The organism is Ruegeria jejuensis (assembly GCF_041537905.1).
Lineage (GTDB): Bacteria > Pseudomonadota > Alphaproteobacteria > Rhodobacterales > Rhodobacteraceae > Ruegeria_C.
On the sequence record NZ_JBGRUO010000001.1, the window covers coordinates 35,631 to 51,648 of the forward strand.

Consider the following 16,018-nt stretch of genomic DNA (forward strand, 5'->3'; position numbering starts at 1 on the left):
CCTGCCCCGATAGTCCAAATGGATCAGTGACATAGTAAGGCGGGTAAGCGTGATGACATCAGCCCGGCCCTTTGCGGCCTTGCCAGTTCTGGTTGTCTCGGCAGTCATGCTCGCGGCGATGCCCGCGCTGGCCGACAGCAACAGCTTTCTCGACCCGCAAGGCCCCGTCGCACTGGCCCAGAAGGATCATCTGATCCGCGCCACTGCCCTGATCATGATCGCAGTGATCCCGGTGCTGGCGCTGGTCCCGCTGATCGTGCTGCGTTATCGGCGGCGCAAGAACTCCTCCGCCGCCTATCGGCCCAAATGGGAATTCTCGCCGCTGCTGGAAACCACCATGTGGACCGTGCCGGTGCTGATCGTGGCGATCCTGTCGGTCTATCTATGGAAAGCGACCCATCGGCTTGATCCTTACGCCGCCAATTTCGGCACCGATCCAGCAGTTGAGGTGCAGGTGGTCGGCCTCGACTGGAAATGGCTGTTCATCTATCCCGAGCTGGGCATCGCCACCATTGGCGAGATGGGCATGCCGGTGGACCGGCAGGTCGCCATGGAACTGACCACCGACACGGTGATGCAAAGTTTCCTGATCGCCGCCCTTGGCGGGCAGATCTACGCCATGCCCGGCATGACCACCCAATTGCATCTGGCCGCGAGCGAGCCGGGCCGGATGCAGGGCGAAAACACGCAATATAACGGGCGCGGCTTCACGGGTCAGAAATTCGACGCGGTGGTGATGGCCGAGGATGATTTCCAAAGCTGGGTCGAGACCGTGCGCAGCACAGGCCGCGCGCTGGATGACGACACCTATCGCATCCTCGCCCAGCGCAGCGACCGGGCCGAGGTGCAGCAGGCCCTTGGCACCCCCGACATGCCTGACACTGCGCTCTATTTCACGCTGCCCGATGCCGGGCTCTTCGACAAGATCGTGCATCGCTACCACAGCGGCGCGGCGCTGCCTGACACCGATCAGCCGGGCACCACCAGCTATGGGCAGGAGGCCACCCAATGAGCTCTGTCGAGTCCACCCTCTTTGGTCGCCTGACCTGGGACGCCCTGCCCATCGCCGCCCTGATCAAAAGCCCCGGCGTGAACGAGATCGTCGCCAATGCCGCCGGTGCCATTCTGGTGCTTGGCGCGGCGGCGGTGCTGTTCCTGCTGAGCTATTTCAAGCTCTGGGGGCCGCTCTGGCGCGACTGGCTGACCAGCACCGATCACAAGAAGATCGGCATCATGTATATCGTCTTTGCGCTGGTGATGCTGGCGCGGGGCGTGCTGGAGGGCGTGGTGATGCGCGCCCAGCAGGCCGCCGGCCCCGGCGACGGGTTTCTGGAGGCAGGCCATTTCGCCCAGCTATTCAGCACCCATGGCACGATCATGATCTTCTTTGTCGCCGTGCCCTTTGTGGTGGGCTTCATCAACTTCATCATGCCGCTTCAGATCGGCGCCCGCGATGTGGCCTTTCCGGTGATGAACCAGATCAGCCTCGGCCTGACCGTCTCGGGCGGGATGATGCTGATGGTGTCGCTGGTGGTGGGCGAGTTCTCGACCGGTGGCTGGACGGCCTACCCCCCTTATACCGGCGCGGCCTTCAACCCCGGTGTTGGGCCGGATTACTGGATCTGGGCCATCGTGGTCTCGGGGATAGGCACCACGCTCAGCGGGATCAACTTCGCGGTGACAATCTACAAGATGCGCGCGCCGGGGATGGGGTTCATGCGGCTGCCGATGTTCTGCTGGACGGTGATCTGTTCCTCGATCCTGATCATCTTTGCCATGCCGCCGCTGGGGGTTGCAGCCCTGCTGCTCGCCGCTGACCGCTATCTGGATTTTCATTTCTTCACCAATGACCTTGGCGGCAACATGATGAATTACGCCAACCTGTTCTGGCTGTTCGGCCACCCCGAGGTCTACCTGCTGGTGCTGCCCGCCTATGGCATCTATTCCGAGGTCTTCGCCACCTTCTCGGCCAAGAAGCTCTATGGCTATGTCTCGCTGGTGATCGCCACCATGTCGATCGCGGTGCTCAGCTTCACCGTCTGGCTGCACCATTTCTTCACCATGGGCCAGAGCGCGCTGATCAACGCGGTGTTTGGCGTGGCCACCATGCTGATCGCGATCCCGACGGGCGTGAAGGTCTATGACTGGATGGCCACCATGTATCGCGGCCGCATCCGCCTGTCCGTGCCGATGCTCTACGGCATCGGTTTCCTGATCCTTTTCGTGATCGGCGGCCTGAGCGGCGTGATCCTCGCCAACCCGACCATTGATTTCCAGGTGCACAATACGCTGTTCCTCGTGGCGCATTTCCACAATGTGCTGCTGCCCGGCGTGCTGTTTGCGATGCTGGCGGGCGTCAATTACTGGTTCCCCAAGGCCTTCGGGTTCCGCCTGAACGAGCGCTGGGGCCGCATTTCCGTGGTGCTTTGGGTGGTGGGCTTTCTGTTCACCTTCATGCCGCTTTACTTCGTGGGCCTGATGGGCATGCCGCGCCGGTCGTTCAGCTGGGAGGACCCCAGTTTCCACCCCTATATGATCGTCGCTGTGATCGGCGCGCTGATCATCCTGTCGGCGCTGCTGTCGGTGCTGGTGCAGCTTTATGTCAGCATCCGCGACCGCGCGCAGAACCGGGTGCCGGTGGGCGACCCTTGGGACGGGCGCACGCTGGAATGGTCGATCCCGGCCCCGCCGCCTGCCTATAATTTCGCCGTCCTGCCGCAGGTCCGCGACCGCGACGCCTTTGCCGAGGCGAAGGAAGCTGGCACCGCCTATCTGAAACCCACCGGCTATGATGATATCGAGCTGCCGAAAAACACCCCCATCGGCTTCCTGCTCTGTGTGCTCAGCGGGGTCTGGATGTTTGCGCTGGTCTGGTGGATCTGGTGGCTGGCGCTGCTGGTCTCGGTCACGATGCTGCTGATCATCATCATCTGGAGCTTCGACACAGAGACCGAGCACGTCATCCCCGCCGCCCGGATCAAGAAGGATCACGAAGCCTGGCTGGATCTGGTCGCGCGCACCCCCGCCGTGGATCGCGATGACGAGGCCGCGCCCGCCAATCTGGGCTATGCACGGCCCGACATGGAGGGCGCGACATGAGCCATTCCGACAGCCAGACCTATCCCGGTATCAACCTGGGCGACATCGACCCCAAGCATCAGCAGCGGGTCGAGACGGTGCAGTTCGGCTTCTGGGTCTTCATCATGAGCGACCTGGTCTATTTCGGCCTGATGTTCGCGATCTATATCACCATGATCGACGCGCAAGCGGGCGGACCGGGGCCGCATGACCTGTTTGACCTGCGCAGCCTCTTTGCCCAGACCGTGTTGTTGTTGACCAGTTCCATGACCGTGGGGCTCGCCTCGCTGGCGCTGAAATACCATCTGGGTCTAAGGCGCGTGTATTTCTGGCTGGTCGTGACGCTGCTCTTGGGGCTCGGGTTCCTGACGCTGGAGATCATGGATTTCATGAACATAGCAGCCAAGGGCGGCGTGCCCCAGCGCAGCGGCTTCCTGTCGGCCTTTTATGGGCTGGTGCCGCTGCACGGGCTGCATGTGGCAACCGGGTGCCTGTGGCTGGTGGTGCTGATGATCCAGATGCGGGTGATCGGGGTGACCGATCAGATCAAATCGCGACTGATGCGGTTCGGCCTGTTCTGGCACTTCCTCGACCTGATCTGGATCGGCATCTTCACCATCGTCTATTTCGGAGGGCTGGCTTATGGATGACAAACACGCCATGCACGCGCGCGAGCGCGCCCGTTATATCCGAGGCTTTCTGTTCGCGTTGGCCCTGACCATGACCGCGTTTGGGATCGGCCATCTCTACGGGCCACAGACGCGGTTCGTCTATCTCGCCATCGGGGTGCTGGGCCTGCTGCAGCTGATCGTGCAACTGGCCTATTTCCTGCATATCGACCGCCGCCGCGAGAGCCGCGAGGATCTGGACCTGATCCTGTTCTCGACCATGGTCCTGCTGATCATCATTCTGGGCACGGTCTGGATTCTGGGCGATCTGCATATGCGGATGCATATGGGCATGCAGATGTAGACCCGGCGCGACCAGATGCCTAACGCGCCCGGTCCTCTAACTCCACGTCACGGGGCAGCAGGGTTTCGATCTCATCCATCACCGCAGAGGGCAGTGGACCATGGCGCAGGGCGCCCGCGCTATCGGTGATCTGCGCCGCGTTGCGCGCGCCGGGCAGCGGGATACAGGCGGGCGAGCGCCCCCAGAGCCAGCAGATCGCCCCTTGGACAAGGCTGCGCCCACCCGATTGCAGCAATTCGCGCACCGCATCAAGGCGCGTCAGAAAGTCCGGGTTCGGACGTCCCTGACGGAAATAGGCGACCCAGTTCTGATCACCCGCCCGGACATCATCGCCCGGCAGCACGCTGCCCGCGCCATAACCTCCGCCCAAAAGCCCCATGGCCAGTGGTGAGCGGATCAGCGGCGTCAGGCTGTGCGACTCCAGGGCCGCGCGCATCCCTGGCGCGTCAAGGAAGACATTCATCGCATGTTCGACCGCAACAAAACCGTCGCGATCCGCCATCGCCTCGGCACTGGCGGTGAAGTCGGTGCTCCATCCGTAACCGCGAATCTTGCCCGCCGCCCGCGCCCGTTCCATCTGGTCGAAAAGCGGTTCTGCCAGCGCGACGTCCATGTCATTCACATGCAACAACAGAATGTCGATACAGTCGCGGTCCAGCCGATCGAGGCAGCGTTCGATCGCGGGCATCACATGGTCCGGGTCAGTGTCGGCGTCGGTCACCTGCTTGCTCGCTTCGTCGATCTTGAGCCCGATTTTGCTGACGATCATCGCCTCACCGCGCCCCCGCAGCGCCTGCGCCAAAAGCCGGTCGGCATGGCCTGCCCCATAGGCGGCGGCTGTGTCGAACAGGTGAATCCCTGCATCCAGCGCCGCATGGATCGCGCGGATCGCCTCACCATCATCGCTGCGGGAATAGCCCAGAGATGTGTCGCCATTGAACATCGCGCCGCCAATCGGCCAGCATCCCATGCCCATCAGGGTCGTGTTCGGTTCAAACAGGGTCATCGCTGTGCTCTCCTTTTCTTTGCCACAGCCTGCCCGCATGGTTCTGGAACATCCACGAATGATACTGTAATCATCATTTCATGAATGAAACGATGATGGATTGGGACGATCTGCGCCTCTTCCTTGCGGTGGCGCGGGGCGGCGGGTTGGCGGCAGCGTCGGAAACAACCAGCAAAAGCGCGCCAACACTGGGACGCCGCATGGTGGCCCTGGAAAAACGCTTGGGAGCTGAATTATTTGTTCGGTTGCCGCGCGGATACGCGTTGACCGCAGAAGGCGAGGCGCTGCTGGCCAAACTCTCAGAGGTCGAAAGCCGCATCGTGCCGCTCACAGATGCGGGCAAAGAACGCAAGCCGCTGGTCAAGCTTTCTGCCGGGACGTGGATGACCCATCTGCTCTGCCGCAAAGCGCAGGCGATTGCCGGCGGGGATGTGGCCATCCGCTTCATCTCGGCAGATCACGTGCTGGATATCCGCCGCCGCGACGCGGTGATCGGTATCCGCAACCACCGCCCCGACCAGATCGGGCTGGCCTGCCGCCGGATCGGCAGGGTGGATTTCGCGACCTACGCCACCGGGCCCGAGATCACCGCCTGGGCGCGTGTCATGGGCCAGACGCCCTCGGCCCGGTGGGTCGCGCAGGCCAGTGCCGGGCAGCCGGTAATCGAAGTGACAGGTCCGCGCAACGCGCTCGACCTCGCGCGGGCGGGCGTGGCACGGGCTGTGCTGCCCTGTTTCATCGGGGACGACAGTGACGGTCTGACCCGCATCTCGGACCCGATCGACGCGCTGACCCATGATCAGTGGCTGGTCACCCATGATGACGAACGCTTCGCCCCTGAGGTGCGCACGGTGATCCGGCGGGTCGAGGCGCTGCTGCGCGACCTGCATCACCCCGGAGGCTAGCGAGGGCCTAGATCATATGCCGCCCGAAATTGCGCGCGGGATCATGGAACACCGCATGCAGGTGCAGCGGCTGATTGCGCAGGCTGGCAAATTCGATCAGCAGGTTCTGCCCGGTCAGCCGGTAATAGATCGACCCATCCAGATCGGCCCCGCCCCAGGCAAAACGCAGCGCCGTCATGTCTTCGCCCGCGAGTCGGCCCTGTTGTGCGCTGGCCAGCGGCGCGGGCAGAATCTCGGTCGTATAGACCTCAACCAGCCGGGCGGCCAGATCGGCCTGCCCTTGTGACAGATCGCCCAGGGCGATGCCTGCGCCCTCTGCCGCCAGATCGCTCTCTGCCCCGCCATTGGACAGGATATTGCCGGGCGAGCGTGGCCAGACCAGCGCCGCCTGACGCGCCGTGTCGCTCAGATCACCATAGAGCGCGCGGGCCAGCGCCTCTTCTTCCTTGAGCACCACAAGGCCCTGATAGGGGCCAGATGGCACGGTGTTGGGTTCCGATGAATACGAGCTTGGCGTGGTCGAGATCACCTGATCGTCCAGCAGGGTGAAGCTGAGCGACAGGTGATGCCCCTCCCACCGCCAGCCCCAAGCGCCCGAGGCTGAGGGCGTGCCGTATATCTGCACGGAAAACCGCTCGCGGTTGCGATCCGCCGACCCCTTGCCCCATTCATCACGCAGGATGTCCTGCTGGAGCATGATGTTCATTGCCTTCTCAAGGCCGGCCGCATTGGTCCCGGTAGTGAGCAGATCCAGCGCCAGATCCTTTTGCGGCGGCGTCATCTGTTCCAGCGCCAGCCCCGGCGCACGGCGCGACCCGGTCATGAAGTTCCACGCCAGCCGGTCGGACGTATCGAACCCAAACAGCGCCGCCGCGCGCTGCGGCTCATCCAGTGCGGTCAGCAACGCCTGCGCGCGCTCGCGCATCTCTGACCCCGAGGGCGTGGCCCCAATAGCTCCGGCAAATGGCAGGGCAGTGGCAGCAGCACCTGCTGCAAGAAACATGCGACGGTCGACGCTCATACGAAACCCTCCGTGATGGCCTTGCTCTGAGTATAGCCCGGTTTTCCCCGCCTTCCGATCAAAGCACCGCGATCCCGCAAAGCTGTGGTCATCGCCGCCGGGTTCGGGCATATCCCGATGAAGATGTAGCGCAGGAGACCCCATGAGCCAGATTATCCACTCGTTGAGCGACGTGTCCGACCGGTACCGCGCGCTGTTCGTCGACCTCTGGGGCTGCGTCCATAACGGGGTGACCGCCTTTCCCGATGCGGTTGCAGCGCTGAAAGCCTATCGCGCGCGCGGCGGGATCGTGGTGCTGGTCACCAACTCGCCCAAGCCCCGCGCCGGCGTCATGACCCAGCTCGAAGGGTTCAACGTGCCGCGTGACTCTTATGACACCATCGCCACCAGCGGCGATTCGGCGCGCTCGGCGATGTTCCGGGGCGCTGTGGGGCAGAAGGTCTATTTCATGGGTGACTGGCAGCGCGACGAAGGGTTTTTCGAGCCGCTGCACATCCTGGAAAATCCCATCGAGATCGAACGCGTGCCGCTGCGCGAGGCCGAGGGGATTGTCTGTTGCGGCCCCTTCGACCCGATGGCCCACCCGGATGTGAACCGGGCCGATTTCCTCTATGCCAAGCAGATGGGGATGAAGCTGCTCTGCGCCAATCCAGATATCGTCGTGGATCGCGGTGAAGTGCGGGAATGGTGTGCCGGGGCGCTGGCCAAGCTGTACACCGAAATGGGCGGCGAAAGCCTCTATTTCGGCAAGCCGCACCCGCCGATCTATGATCTTGCCCGGCGCCGGTTGCAAAGCCTGGGTCATGACATTCCGGATAGCGAAATCCTCGCCATTGGTGACGGTGTGCTGACCGATATCGCCGGAGGGATGGGCGAAGGGATCGATTCGCTTTTCATCAGCGGTGGTCTGGCCGCAACCGAGACCAACACCCATCACGATCCCGACCCCGAGGCGCTCGCGGCCTATTTGAACCGCGAAATGTCCAATCCCACCTACACGATCGGATTTCTTCGCTAGCGCAGAATTGTCTTGATTTTCTGCAAGTGCGAAGTAATAAAGTTGCTCACGTGATCAGAATCACGCCAGTTAATTACCGCCATGGTGGCGGAAGACGAGGGTGACATGTTGGACAACCTGCCGCGCGGAACGATTTGTATCGAAGATATCGAGATGGGCATGAGCCGCCATCTGCGCAAAGTCGTGACCGACGAGGACATCGAAATGTTCGCGCAGGTCTCGACCGACCGCAATCCGGTGCATCTGGATGACGATTATGCCCGCGACACCATCTTCGAGGGGCGCATCGCCCATGGGATGCTGACGGCGGGCCTGATCTCGGCAGTGATCGGCGAGCAGCTTCCGGGTCACGGCACGGTCTATATGGGCCAGTCGCTGAAATTCCTCGCCCCTGTGCGCCCCGGCGACATGGTCTATGCCGAGGTCAAGGTTGTCGATATCGACCATTCCAAGCGCCGCGTGAAGCTGGATTGCCACTGCGCGGTGGATGGCAAGAAGGTTCTGATCGGCGAAGCCATGGTCCTGGCCCCCAGCCGCAAGTTCGACTGATCGCGCCCGTTCAAACCTTGCAAATACCTCCCTGCCAGCAATGATGTCCGCTGACCGGTCTGGCAGGAGGGTGACATGCGGGTAAAGGGTGGCTGCCATTGCGGCGCGATCAGGTTTGAGGCGGAGGCCGATCCGGAGCGCACGCGGATTTGTCATTGCTCTGATTGTCAACGCCTCTCCGGCTCGCCCTTTCGGGTGGTGGTGCCGGTTCCTGAGGACGATTTCAGACTGACCTCGGGCACGCCGCGGATCTATCGCAAAACCGGGGCAAGTGGTGCCATCAGACAGCAGGCATTCTGCGCGGAGTGCGGTGCTCCGATCTATGCGACATCCGATGATGCGCCACCGCGCGTGATAGGCGTTCGGGTTGGTGCGCTGGATCAGGCTACCGAGTTTGTTCCCCTGCGGCAGTTCTGGACCCGTTCGGCTGCTGGCTGGTTGGATGATCTCTCAAAGATTGAAGCCTTCGACGAGCAGTAGTGATACGACTTTGCCCACCACCGGCTTTGCCGGGGCGGTTGAGCCCGTCGGGGCAACCTGTCTGAGAGAGTATCGGTGGCGCCACCTTTGCGGAGTTCGGAAACGGGGCGTCACCCCCGCTCGGCCAACCGGTCGGTCGAGACCCCTGCCAAAGGGTCCGGTTCCACGTCTGTTACGACACGCAGGCCCCGAAGGGTGCAGGTGAAGGATCGATCGCCGACACACTGCCCGATGGCAGGTTTGCATGGGGTAACCCGGGCGCGCGTTGCGCCTCAGCCGCGCGACCAGAACCGTTTGATCGCGTCGGCCACGCGGGCCGGGTGGGTCAGCGGGGCCATGTGGCCAGTATTCTCCACATCGAGGCTGACCGCATCCGGCAGACGCCGGGCCAGCCCCTCATTGGCCGTTGCCGTGATCGCCGGTGAATGCGCCCCGCGTAGCAGCAGCACCGGTGCTGCCACATCGTCCAGCCCACCGGGGCGCAGCAACCCGTGGGGGTCGCGGGTGATCTGGGCATTGGCATCGGCCAGAATCGCCACGCCACGCGTCATGGCCGCGCGGGTCGTCTCGGCAAGATCGGACCATGCGGTCCCCCCTGCCCCCCAAAGCCGGTTGAACAGCCGCGCCGCGGTTTCCGGGTCTTCGGCGGCCAGCGCGTCATGCACCGGCTGCATGCTTCTGGCGTCCTCCACCGTGTCTTCGGGCCGATCCTGTTTGGCGACCGCAAAGAAGACCGGCTCGAACAGCACGAGGCTGCGCACAAGATCGGGGCGCTGAACCGCCAGATGCAGGGCGACCACGCCGCCAAAGGAATGCCCGATCAGGTCCATCGGTTCACGCAGCAACGCGATACCGGCCTCGATCATGCGGTCGAGAACACTGCCCTGCCCGTCCCAATCCGGGCTGCGCCCATGGGAGGGCATGTCGGGCGCGGTCACCGCGACATCGGGTCCGAGGCCCTGGGCCAGCCCGCGCAGCGCGCCGGAATGGGCCATGGTGCAGTGAAACCCCAGCACCTGGCGCGCGCCACGCCCAAGCCGCCGCACATGAAGCCCCTGTGCCACGGCCGGCAGGACTGTCACTTCGCCTGCCCGGCCAGATGCCGGTCGAGATCGTCCAGCCGGTCCTGTCCCCAGAAGCGCTGATCATCCGACGTGATGTAGAACGGCGCGCCGAACACGCCGCGCTCGACCGCTTCTTCCAGATTGGCGGCATAGGTCTCGGCCCCGACCAGCAGGCCGCTATCGGCAAGGCCCGGATCGAACCCGGACTGCTCCAGACACTCCCGGATCACCGCATCATCGGCGATGTCCTTCTCCTCGGCCCAGCAGGCGCGCAGAATCGCATGGCAGAGCCCGCCCAGATCACCGCCACCCGCCTTGGACGCCGCGATGATCGCATAAGACGAGGGGGCCGCGTTGGTGGGCCAATGGGCCGGTTGCAGGTTGAACGCCATCCCAAGCTTGTCAGATTGACGGCGCATCTCCTGCAGGCGGTATTCCTGACGCGAGATGTGCCTGTCCTTGGGCGGGCTGCCGCCGGTACGCCCGAACAGGGCCACGATATCCATCGGCTTGTAGGCGATGGTCGCCCCATGCTTGGCGGCGACCTCTTCCAACCGGGTCCCTGCAAGGTAGGCATATGGCGACAATGTCGCAAAAAAATAGTCAATGTCGGCCATCGTCATTTTCTCCATCACGCTCTCTTTGCCGGACGGTAAGCCCATGCTAAGCGGTGTCAACATCACGAATCTGTCACACATGACACCGCTGCCTCGGGGATTCTCCATATGCCGACACCGACCGAACCCAAGCTGATCGCTGGGAACGCCAACAAACCTTTGGCCGATGCAATCGCCAGGCGGATGAGCCTCTATCGCGGCGTTGATCAGGCCCCGGTCGAGGCGCGGGTGGAACGCTTCAACGATGGCGAGATTTTTGTCGAAGTGTTCGAAAATGTGCGCGGTGAGGATATGTTCATCATCCAGCCGACCTCGAACCCGGCCAATGACAACCTGATGGAGCTGCTGATCATCTCGGACGCGCTGCGCCGGTCGTCAGCGGATCGGATCACTGCGGTGATCCCCTATTTCGGCTATGCCCGCCAGGACCGCCGCACCAAGGCCCGCACGCCAATCTCGGCCAAGCTGGTTGCCAACATGCTGACCGGTGCCGGGATCGAGCGGGTGCTGACCATGGACCTGCATGCGGCGCAGATTCAGGGCTTCTTCGACATACCGGTCGACAACCTCTATGCCAGCCCGATCTTTGCGCTGGATGTGAAGACGCAGTTCAAGGATCAGATGGACGAGCTGATGGTGGTATCGCCGGACGTGGGCGGCGTGGCCCGCGCCCGCGAGCTAGCCAAGCGCATCAACGCGCCGCTGTCGATCGTGGACAAGCGCCGCGAAAACCCCGGTGAAGTGGCCGAGATGACCGTGATCGGTGACGTCAAAGACAAGATCTGCCTGATCGTGGACGATATCTGCGACACCGCCGGGACGCTCTGCAAGGCGGCGCAGGTGCTGATGGACAAGGGCGCGAAGGAGGTCCATTCCTACATCACCCATGGCGTGATGAGCGGCCCGGCAGTGGAACGGGTGACCAATTCGGTGATGAAATCGCTGGTCCTGACCGACACGATCCAGCCGACCAAGCCAATCCAGAAGGCCGGCAATATCCGCGTGGTGCCCACCGCGCCGATCTTCACCCAGGCGATCCTGAACATCTGGAACGGCACCTCGGTCTCCTCGCTGTTCGAGGACAAGACGCTGACCCCGATCTACGAGTCGCTCTACCACATGGACTGACCCTGCGGGTCGGACCCTCCAGTAACCATTGGCCTGCGCGACGCTCTGGAAATTGGCCGCCACCACGTGCGAGGCCATCGTCAGGCTGTCGGCATTTTAGCGTAGCTCGGGCGGCAGCAGGGGTCGGGCTAAGCGACCTCGTGCCGCAACAGTGCTGCCTCACTGTCCGAAAGCGGGCGGCGGGCGAAATCGCCGTAGCTGTGGGGGTTGCTCTCCAGCGAGGGCCGGAGTTGCAGCAAACGGGCCCGGTCCTGCTCGGTCAGGGCCGAAAGCGCGGCGCTGGCGGGGTGAAAGCTCTCGGTTTCGACACCGTTGGCCCAGATGATCTGATGCGCGGGCAGCAGCAGGTGCACATAGGTCACCTCGCGCGCGCCCATATCCACGCGGACGCTTGATCCGTTGACCAGCTGCCGCGCGGGCACCAGCACTTCGGGCGTGTTGAACAGCGCCTGCGCGGCGGGTCCTTTCAACAGCATCCGGTGTTCGGGCGAGACCAGAAGTTCCGCATCGGGCCGGTCGGTTTCAAACGCTCCGGCGGCGAAACGGATCGGGCGCAGGTCCGGCATCACAAAGAGCCGCGCGCCGCTCATCCGGCGCTGGCCGATCCATTGGACCTTCTGCGCGCCGCTGTCGCGGGTCTGCACCAGATCGCCCTCCCGCAAGTCCTCGACCAGACGGAACCCGTCGGGCGTGCGAATTCGCGTGCCGGGAGTGAAACAGATGACGCCACCTGCGACCGGGGTTATGCTTGGTCCCGGCCAGGCGTCGAACCTGTGCTGCACGACATGGAGGTCCTCATTGCGTGGCGGCAGCCCGTCATGGAACATCAGAAGCGGCCGTGCTGTATCGCCGGCTTCGATCAGCGTGGCGGTAAAACACCGCGCTCCGTCACTGACCACAAAACTGCGATCCATCAGCGGATCAGCCGAATCCGCGACGCCCATGTTGGTGTTTTGCTCGACCGCCGCACCAACCATCCGCTGCACCTGTTGTGCTGCGTATCTGCGATCTGCGTCGTTATCGCCTGCCTGCCCTGTGTCACACAGACCATTGGGTTCATCCACCCGCACGGCCTCGCCGCGCCATGACCAAACCGCCCCGACCGTCAGTGTTTCCAGTGGTGCGGCCGTGAGGCCATCAAGTTCCGTCTGTGCCCAGGAGATGACAAACGTGCCGCTAAAGCCCGTATCCATTGCCTGATTGCCTGCTGTTATTGTTATTCACAAAAGGTTAACAGCACAGATCGGTCTGACAAAGCTTTTCGTGTCAGGGAATGGGGCGACGTGCCCTCAAAACCTCAGTTTTATGCCCAGAGGCGCCATCCGGGGCTCTTCCTTGCCCGTGTCGATGCCATGCCCGCGCGAGGCTGGCCCATAGGCGGCAGAAGGTGCTTTGCCCGGCCAGTCATGCTTTGGCTCTGCCTCCAGCAGGCTCAGAACGCCCGAGTTGCGCGCGACATCATTGCTCAGCCTGACGCCAGAGCCCAGATCGGCCCCCAGAAAGGCGTTGTAGTTCATACCCGCCTCGCCATCCGGTGCCAGCAACGCGCCCGAGCGGTTGCCGCCCAATGTGAACTGCGTTGCGGGGTCTTGTTGGTCGGTGGTGTCCCGCGCGCGCAGCTTGGCGAAAGGCCGGAAGCGCAGTGTCGTGGCCGTATCGTCGCGCTTGAGCAGCTTGGCGAACCAGCCTGCGGATTCGGTGGTGGTGGTTACGGGGTCAGCCGCCGCAACCGTCTCATCCACCTCGGCGCGAGTGGCTGCTTGCCTGGACAGTTCCGGCTCTGTCGGCTCGTTCTTGTTTCGCAAGCCGAGCTTCTGCAGAGGGTTGAACCAGGTCGCTTCCGATTTTGGCGGCGCGATGCGCGCCAGGTCGTCGAGAGGATAAAGCAGCCCGACATCCTGAGCATTTCGTGACACGGTGATCACGGCATCGCTGCCGGTGAGGGGCACTTCTGACTGCGCAGCAGCGCATAGCGGGAAGATTACCGCCAAAGGGGCAATGAAACGGCGCAACATATTCAATTCCCTATTCTGTTGTGCCCCCTTTGGACCTCAGTTTTCTAAAGGAATGGTTGACCTCTCACTAGTGTATTTTGGCAACAGCTGCGAAGATTGACGCAGGGTCAGCACCAATAAGCGCCCCATAACTGCCTTATTTGCGCAGTTTTTCCGGGTCGGAGGCCGCAAGACTGACGCGCGCTGCCCGTGGTTTGGGTATTGGAAGAATCGCTCTCCCTCGCTTAAACGCGCGGGCAAGATGGCCGCTGAACAGAAGGAACGCGCGAGTTGCAACAGAATCAGGACCCAGCGCATTCCGTGTATGCGGTGGACAAATGGGGCAAGGGGCTGATCGTGGTCACCGATGCCGGTGAGATCGGGCTGAAGAACCCGCTCTCCCCCGAAACCCCCGCCATCAGCCTGCCGGGTATCCTACAGGATCTGGACCAGCGCGGCATCAAGGCGCCAATGATCCTGCGCGTGAGTTCCTATCTGGAAAACGAGATCGCACATATCAACGAAAGCTTCGCCGAGGCGATCGCGCGGGTGGGCTACAAGGGTAGCTATCGCGGTGTCTTCCCGATCAAGGTCAACCAGCAGGCGCAGGTGATCGACCGGATCGTCGAGTTTGGCAAGAAATACAGCTATGGGCTGGAAGCGGGCTCGAAACCGGAACTGGTGATCGCGCTGGCGCATCGTCTGGCGCGCGAGGCGCTGATCGTGTGCAACGGCGTCAAGGATGCCGAATTCATCCAGCTTGCCATCCTCAGCCGCAAGATCGGTTTCAACACGGTGATCGTGCTGGAAAGCCCGCGTGAGGCCGATACCGTCATCGAGGTCTACAAGGAGTTGGGGATCGAGCCGCTGCTGGGCGTGCGCGTGAAACTGACCAACCAGATCAGCGGTAAATGGGAGGAAAGCTCGGGCGATCGTTCCGCCTTTGGCATGAACACCGATCAACTGGTGGCGGTGGTCGACAAGCTGCGCGATGCCGGGCTGAGCCATTGCCTGAAGCTGCAGCATTCGCATCTGGGCAGTCAGGTGCCGGATGTGAACGATGTGCGCCGGGCGGTGGGCGAGGCCTGCCGCTATTTCACCGAACTGACCCGCGAGGGCGTGCCGCTGACCCATCTCGATCTGGGTGGCGGCATGGGCGTGGATTATACCGGCGAAAAGAAAGCCACCGAGAACTCGATCAACTACACGGTCGAGGAATATTGCGCCAATGTGGTGGAAACCGTGGGCTATGCCATGGACGAGGCCGGAATCGACCACCCGACGCTGGTCACCGAAAGCGGGCGCGCGGTGGTGGCGACCTCATCGATGCTGGTGTTCAACGTGCTGGAAAGCACACTTTATGACGCGCCCAGCGCGCCAGAGGTGGAACCCGACGATCACCACCTGCTGTCCGATCTGGCCGCCGTGAACGGATACCTGAGTGCAGAGCGGTTGCAGGAATGCTGGAACGATGCCTCCTTCTACCGCAACGAGTTGCGCGCGCTGTTTCGCCGCGGCTATGTGGATCTGCGCCAGATGGCGCGGGCCGAACGCATTTACCTGTCGCTGATGGCGCGGATCAAGGCGCTGGTGGCGGCAGCCGAGGGTGAAACCGATGTCGATGACGAGCTAAAGACCCTCGCTGATATATATCACTGCAATTTCTCGCTGTTCCAGTCGCTGCCCGATGTCTGGGCGATCGACCAGCTGCACCCGATCGTGCCCTTGCAGATGCTGAACGAGGCCCCGGACCGGCGCGCGGTGCTCAGCGATATCACCTGCGACAGCGATGGCAAGATCGACCGGTTCATCCTGTCCGATGGCGTTTCGCCCAGCCTGCCGGTGCATACCCTGCCCGAGACGGACGAGTATTACATGGGCGTCTTCTTTGTCGGCGCCTATCAGGAAACGCTGGGCGATCTGCACAACCTCTTTGGCGACACCAATGTGGTGACCATCGACCTGCGGGGTGATGGCGGGTTCGACCTGCTGCATGAACAAGAGGGCGATACGATCTCCGAAGTGATGTCCTATGTGGAGTTCGACCCCGCCGATTGCGTCGCCGCCTTCCGCAAAATGGTGGACGAGGCCATTTCAACCGGTACTCTGCAATCCAAGGACCGCAGAACCCTGATGAGCGCCTATCGCGACAGCATCAACGGCTATACCTACTACGAGTGAGGGCG

16 protein-coding genes and 1 pseudogene are annotated in these 16,018 nt (G+C 62.7%); 10 read left to right on the forward strand and 7 right to left on the reverse strand.

Annotation, left to right across the window (positions count from 1 at the left end):
* The first annotated feature begins 52 nt into the window (after positions 1-52).
* Genes AB1E34_RS00190 through AB1E34_RS00205 form a run of 4 tightly spaced genes read left to right on the forward strand, consistent with a single transcriptional unit; the run spans position 53 to position 4,050 of the window.
* Complete coding sequence (locus AB1E34_RS00190; protein WP_372570321.1) at positions 53-1,012, forward strand: cytochrome ubiquinol oxidase subunit II; 960 nt, start codon at positions 53-55, stop codon at positions 1,010-1,012.
* Positions 1,009-3,099, forward strand: a complete 2,091-nt coding sequence (locus AB1E34_RS00195; protein ID WP_372570322.1) for a cbb3-type cytochrome c oxidase subunit I — start codon at positions 1,009-1,011, stop codon at positions 3,097-3,099. Before AB1E34_RS00190 ends, AB1E34_RS00195 begins: the two co-directional genes overlap by 4 nt.
* The gene (locus tag AB1E34_RS00200) at positions 3,096-3,728 is read left to right on the forward strand and encodes a cytochrome c oxidase subunit 3 (RefSeq protein WP_372570323.1); all 633 of its coding nucleotides are present in this window, start codon (positions 3,096-3,098) and stop codon (positions 3,726-3,728) included. The genes AB1E34_RS00195 and AB1E34_RS00200 overlap by 4 nt, the downstream gene beginning before the upstream one ends.
* Entirely contained in the window at positions 3,721-4,050 is a 330-nt protein-coding gene (locus AB1E34_RS00205; RefSeq protein WP_372570324.1) for a cytochrome o ubiquinol oxidase subunit IV, read from the forward strand. The genes AB1E34_RS00200 and AB1E34_RS00205 overlap by 8 nt, the downstream gene beginning before the upstream one ends.
* Positions 4,051-4,069: 19 nt before the next feature.
* Here AB1E34_RS00205 and AB1E34_RS00210 read toward each other — a convergent pair whose 3' ends face one another.
* On the reverse strand, positions 4,070-5,056 hold the full coding sequence (locus AB1E34_RS00210) for an aldo/keto reductase (protein WP_372570325.1): 987 nt from the start codon (positions 5,054-5,056) through the stop codon (positions 4,070-4,072).
* Positions 5,057-5,136: 80 nt separating this feature from the next.
* Between AB1E34_RS00210 and AB1E34_RS00215 the strand changes: the two genes are divergently transcribed.
* Entirely contained in the window at positions 5,137-5,961 is an 825-nt protein-coding gene (locus AB1E34_RS00215) for a LysR family transcriptional regulator (protein WP_372570326.1), read from the forward strand.
* 7 nt (positions 5,962-5,968) lie between these two features.
* Here AB1E34_RS00215 and AB1E34_RS00220 read toward each other — a convergent pair whose 3' ends face one another.
* Positions 5,969-6,982: a DUF3500 domain-containing protein gene (locus AB1E34_RS00220; protein WP_372570327.1), complete on the reverse strand. Its 1,014-nt coding sequence runs from the start codon at positions 6,980-6,982 to the stop codon at positions 5,969-5,971.
* A gap of 142 nt (positions 6,983-7,124) precedes the next feature.
* On the opposite strand from AB1E34_RS00220, the gene AB1E34_RS00225 reads away from it, so the two are divergent.
* From AB1E34_RS00225 to AB1E34_RS00235, 3 genes are all read left to right on the forward strand, one after another.
* Complete coding sequence (locus AB1E34_RS00225) at positions 7,125-8,000, forward strand: TIGR01459 family HAD-type hydrolase (protein ID WP_372570328.1); 876 nt, start codon at positions 7,125-7,127, stop codon at positions 7,998-8,000.
* A gap of 105 nt (positions 8,001-8,105) precedes the next feature.
* A complete protein-coding gene (locus tag AB1E34_RS00230) occupies positions 8,106-8,549 on the forward strand; it encodes a MaoC family dehydratase (protein WP_372570329.1) in 444 nt (147 codons plus the stop codon).
* A gap of 75 nt (positions 8,550-8,624) precedes the next feature.
* Positions 8,625-9,029 (forward strand): GFA family protein, encoded by a 405-nt coding sequence (locus AB1E34_RS00235; RefSeq protein ID WP_372570330.1) that lies wholly within the window; start codon positions 8,625-8,627, stop codon positions 9,027-9,029.
* A 272-nt stretch (positions 9,030-9,301) separates the two neighbouring features.
* Here AB1E34_RS00235 and AB1E34_RS00240 read toward each other — a convergent pair whose 3' ends face one another.
* Positions 9,302-10,111, reverse strand: coding sequence for an alpha/beta fold hydrolase (locus AB1E34_RS00240; protein ID WP_372570331.1), 810 nt, complete (start codon positions 10,109-10,111; stop codon positions 9,302-9,304).
* Positions 10,108-10,710 carry a 2-hydroxychromene-2-carboxylate isomerase gene (locus AB1E34_RS00245; protein WP_372570754.1) on the reverse strand — a complete coding sequence of 201 codons (603 nt, stop codon included), beginning with the start codon at positions 10,708-10,710 and terminating at the stop codon, positions 10,108-10,110. Before AB1E34_RS00245 ends, AB1E34_RS00240 begins: the two co-directional genes overlap by 4 nt.
* A gap of 108 nt (positions 10,711-10,818) precedes the next feature.
* On the opposite strand from AB1E34_RS00245, the gene AB1E34_RS00250 reads away from it, so the two are divergent.
* The gene (locus tag AB1E34_RS00250; protein WP_372570332.1) at positions 10,819-11,838 is read left to right on the forward strand and encodes a ribose-phosphate pyrophosphokinase; all 1,020 of its coding nucleotides are present in this window, start codon (positions 10,819-10,821) and stop codon (positions 11,836-11,838) included.
* Positions 11,839-11,865: 27 nt separating this feature from the next.
* Here AB1E34_RS00250 and AB1E34_RS00255 read toward each other — a convergent pair.
* The 3 genes and pseudogenes from AB1E34_RS00255 to AB1E34_RS00265 all read right to left on the reverse strand — a co-directional run.
* Positions 11,866-11,922: pseudogene (locus tag AB1E34_RS00255) on the reverse strand (hypothetical protein); the annotation flags it as partial.
* Between the two features lie 44 nt (positions 11,923-11,966).
* The gene (locus AB1E34_RS00260; RefSeq protein ID WP_372570333.1) at positions 11,967-13,031 is read right to left on the reverse strand and encodes a Hint domain-containing protein; all 1,065 of its coding nucleotides are present in this window, start codon (positions 13,029-13,031) and stop codon (positions 11,967-11,969) included.
* Positions 13,032-13,127: 96 nt separating this feature from the next.
* Positions 13,128-13,853, reverse strand: a complete 726-nt coding sequence (locus AB1E34_RS00265; protein WP_372570334.1) for a hypothetical protein — start codon at positions 13,851-13,853, stop codon at positions 13,128-13,130.
* A gap of 270 nt (positions 13,854-14,123) precedes the next feature.
* Between AB1E34_RS00265 and speA the strand changes: the two genes are divergently transcribed.
* Entirely contained in the window at positions 14,124-16,013 is a 1,890-nt protein-coding gene (speA, locus tag AB1E34_RS00270; RefSeq protein ID WP_372570335.1) for a biosynthetic arginine decarboxylase, read from the forward strand.
* Positions 16,014-16,018 lie beyond the last annotated feature (5 nt).

What these genes read in the sequence shown, in the direction of transcription:
- AB1E34_RS00200 (WP_372570323.1), top strand. Translation starts at nt 3,096, where the DNA reads ATGAGCCATTCCGACAGCCAGACCTATCCCGGTATCAACCTGGGCGAC.
- AB1E34_RS00195 (WP_372570322.1), top strand. Translation starts at nt 1,009, where the DNA reads ATGAGCTCTGTCGAGTCCACCCTCTTTGGTCGCCTGACCTGGGACGCC.
- AB1E34_RS00210 (WP_372570325.1), bottom strand. Translation starts at nt 5,056, where the DNA reads ATGACCCTGTTTGAACCGAACACGACCCTGATGGGCATGGGATGCTGG.
- AB1E34_RS00225 (WP_372570328.1), top strand. Translation starts at nt 7,125, where the DNA reads ATGAGCCAGATTATCCACTCGTTGAGCGACGTGTCCGACCGGTACCGC.
- AB1E34_RS00250 (WP_372570332.1), top strand. Translation starts at nt 10,819, where the DNA reads ATGCCGACACCGACCGAACCCAAGCTGATCGCTGGGAACGCCAACAAA.
- AB1E34_RS00190 (WP_372570321.1), top strand. Translation starts at nt 53, where the DNA reads ATGACATCAGCCCGGCCCTTTGCGGCCTTGCCAGTTCTGGTTGTCTCG.
- AB1E34_RS00265 (WP_372570334.1), bottom strand. Translation starts at nt 13,853, where the DNA reads ATGTTGCGCCGTTTCATTGCCCCTTTGGCGGTAATCTTCCCGCTATGC.
- AB1E34_RS00220 (WP_372570327.1), bottom strand. Translation starts at nt 6,982, where the DNA reads ATGAGCGTCGACCGTCGCATGTTTCTTGCAGCAGGTGCTGCTGCCACT.
- AB1E34_RS00260 (WP_372570333.1), bottom strand. Translation starts at nt 13,031, where the DNA reads ATGGATACGGGCTTTAGCGGCACGTTTGTCATCTCCTGGGCACAGACG.
- AB1E34_RS00245 (WP_372570754.1), bottom strand. Translation starts at nt 10,710, where the DNA reads ATGGCCGACATTGACTATTTTTTTGCGACATTGTCGCCATATGCCTAC.
- AB1E34_RS00215 (WP_372570326.1), top strand. Translation starts at nt 5,137, where the DNA reads ATGAATGAAACGATGATGGATTGGGACGATCTGCGCCTCTTCCTTGCG.
- AB1E34_RS00235 (WP_372570330.1), top strand. Translation starts at nt 8,625, where the DNA reads ATGCGGGTAAAGGGTGGCTGCCATTGCGGCGCGATCAGGTTTGAGGCG.
- AB1E34_RS00205 (WP_372570324.1), top strand. Translation starts at nt 3,721, where the DNA reads ATGGATGACAAACACGCCATGCACGCGCGCGAGCGCGCCCGTTATATC.
- AB1E34_RS00230 (WP_372570329.1), top strand. Translation starts at nt 8,106, where the DNA reads ATGTTGGACAACCTGCCGCGCGGAACGATTTGTATCGAAGATATCGAG.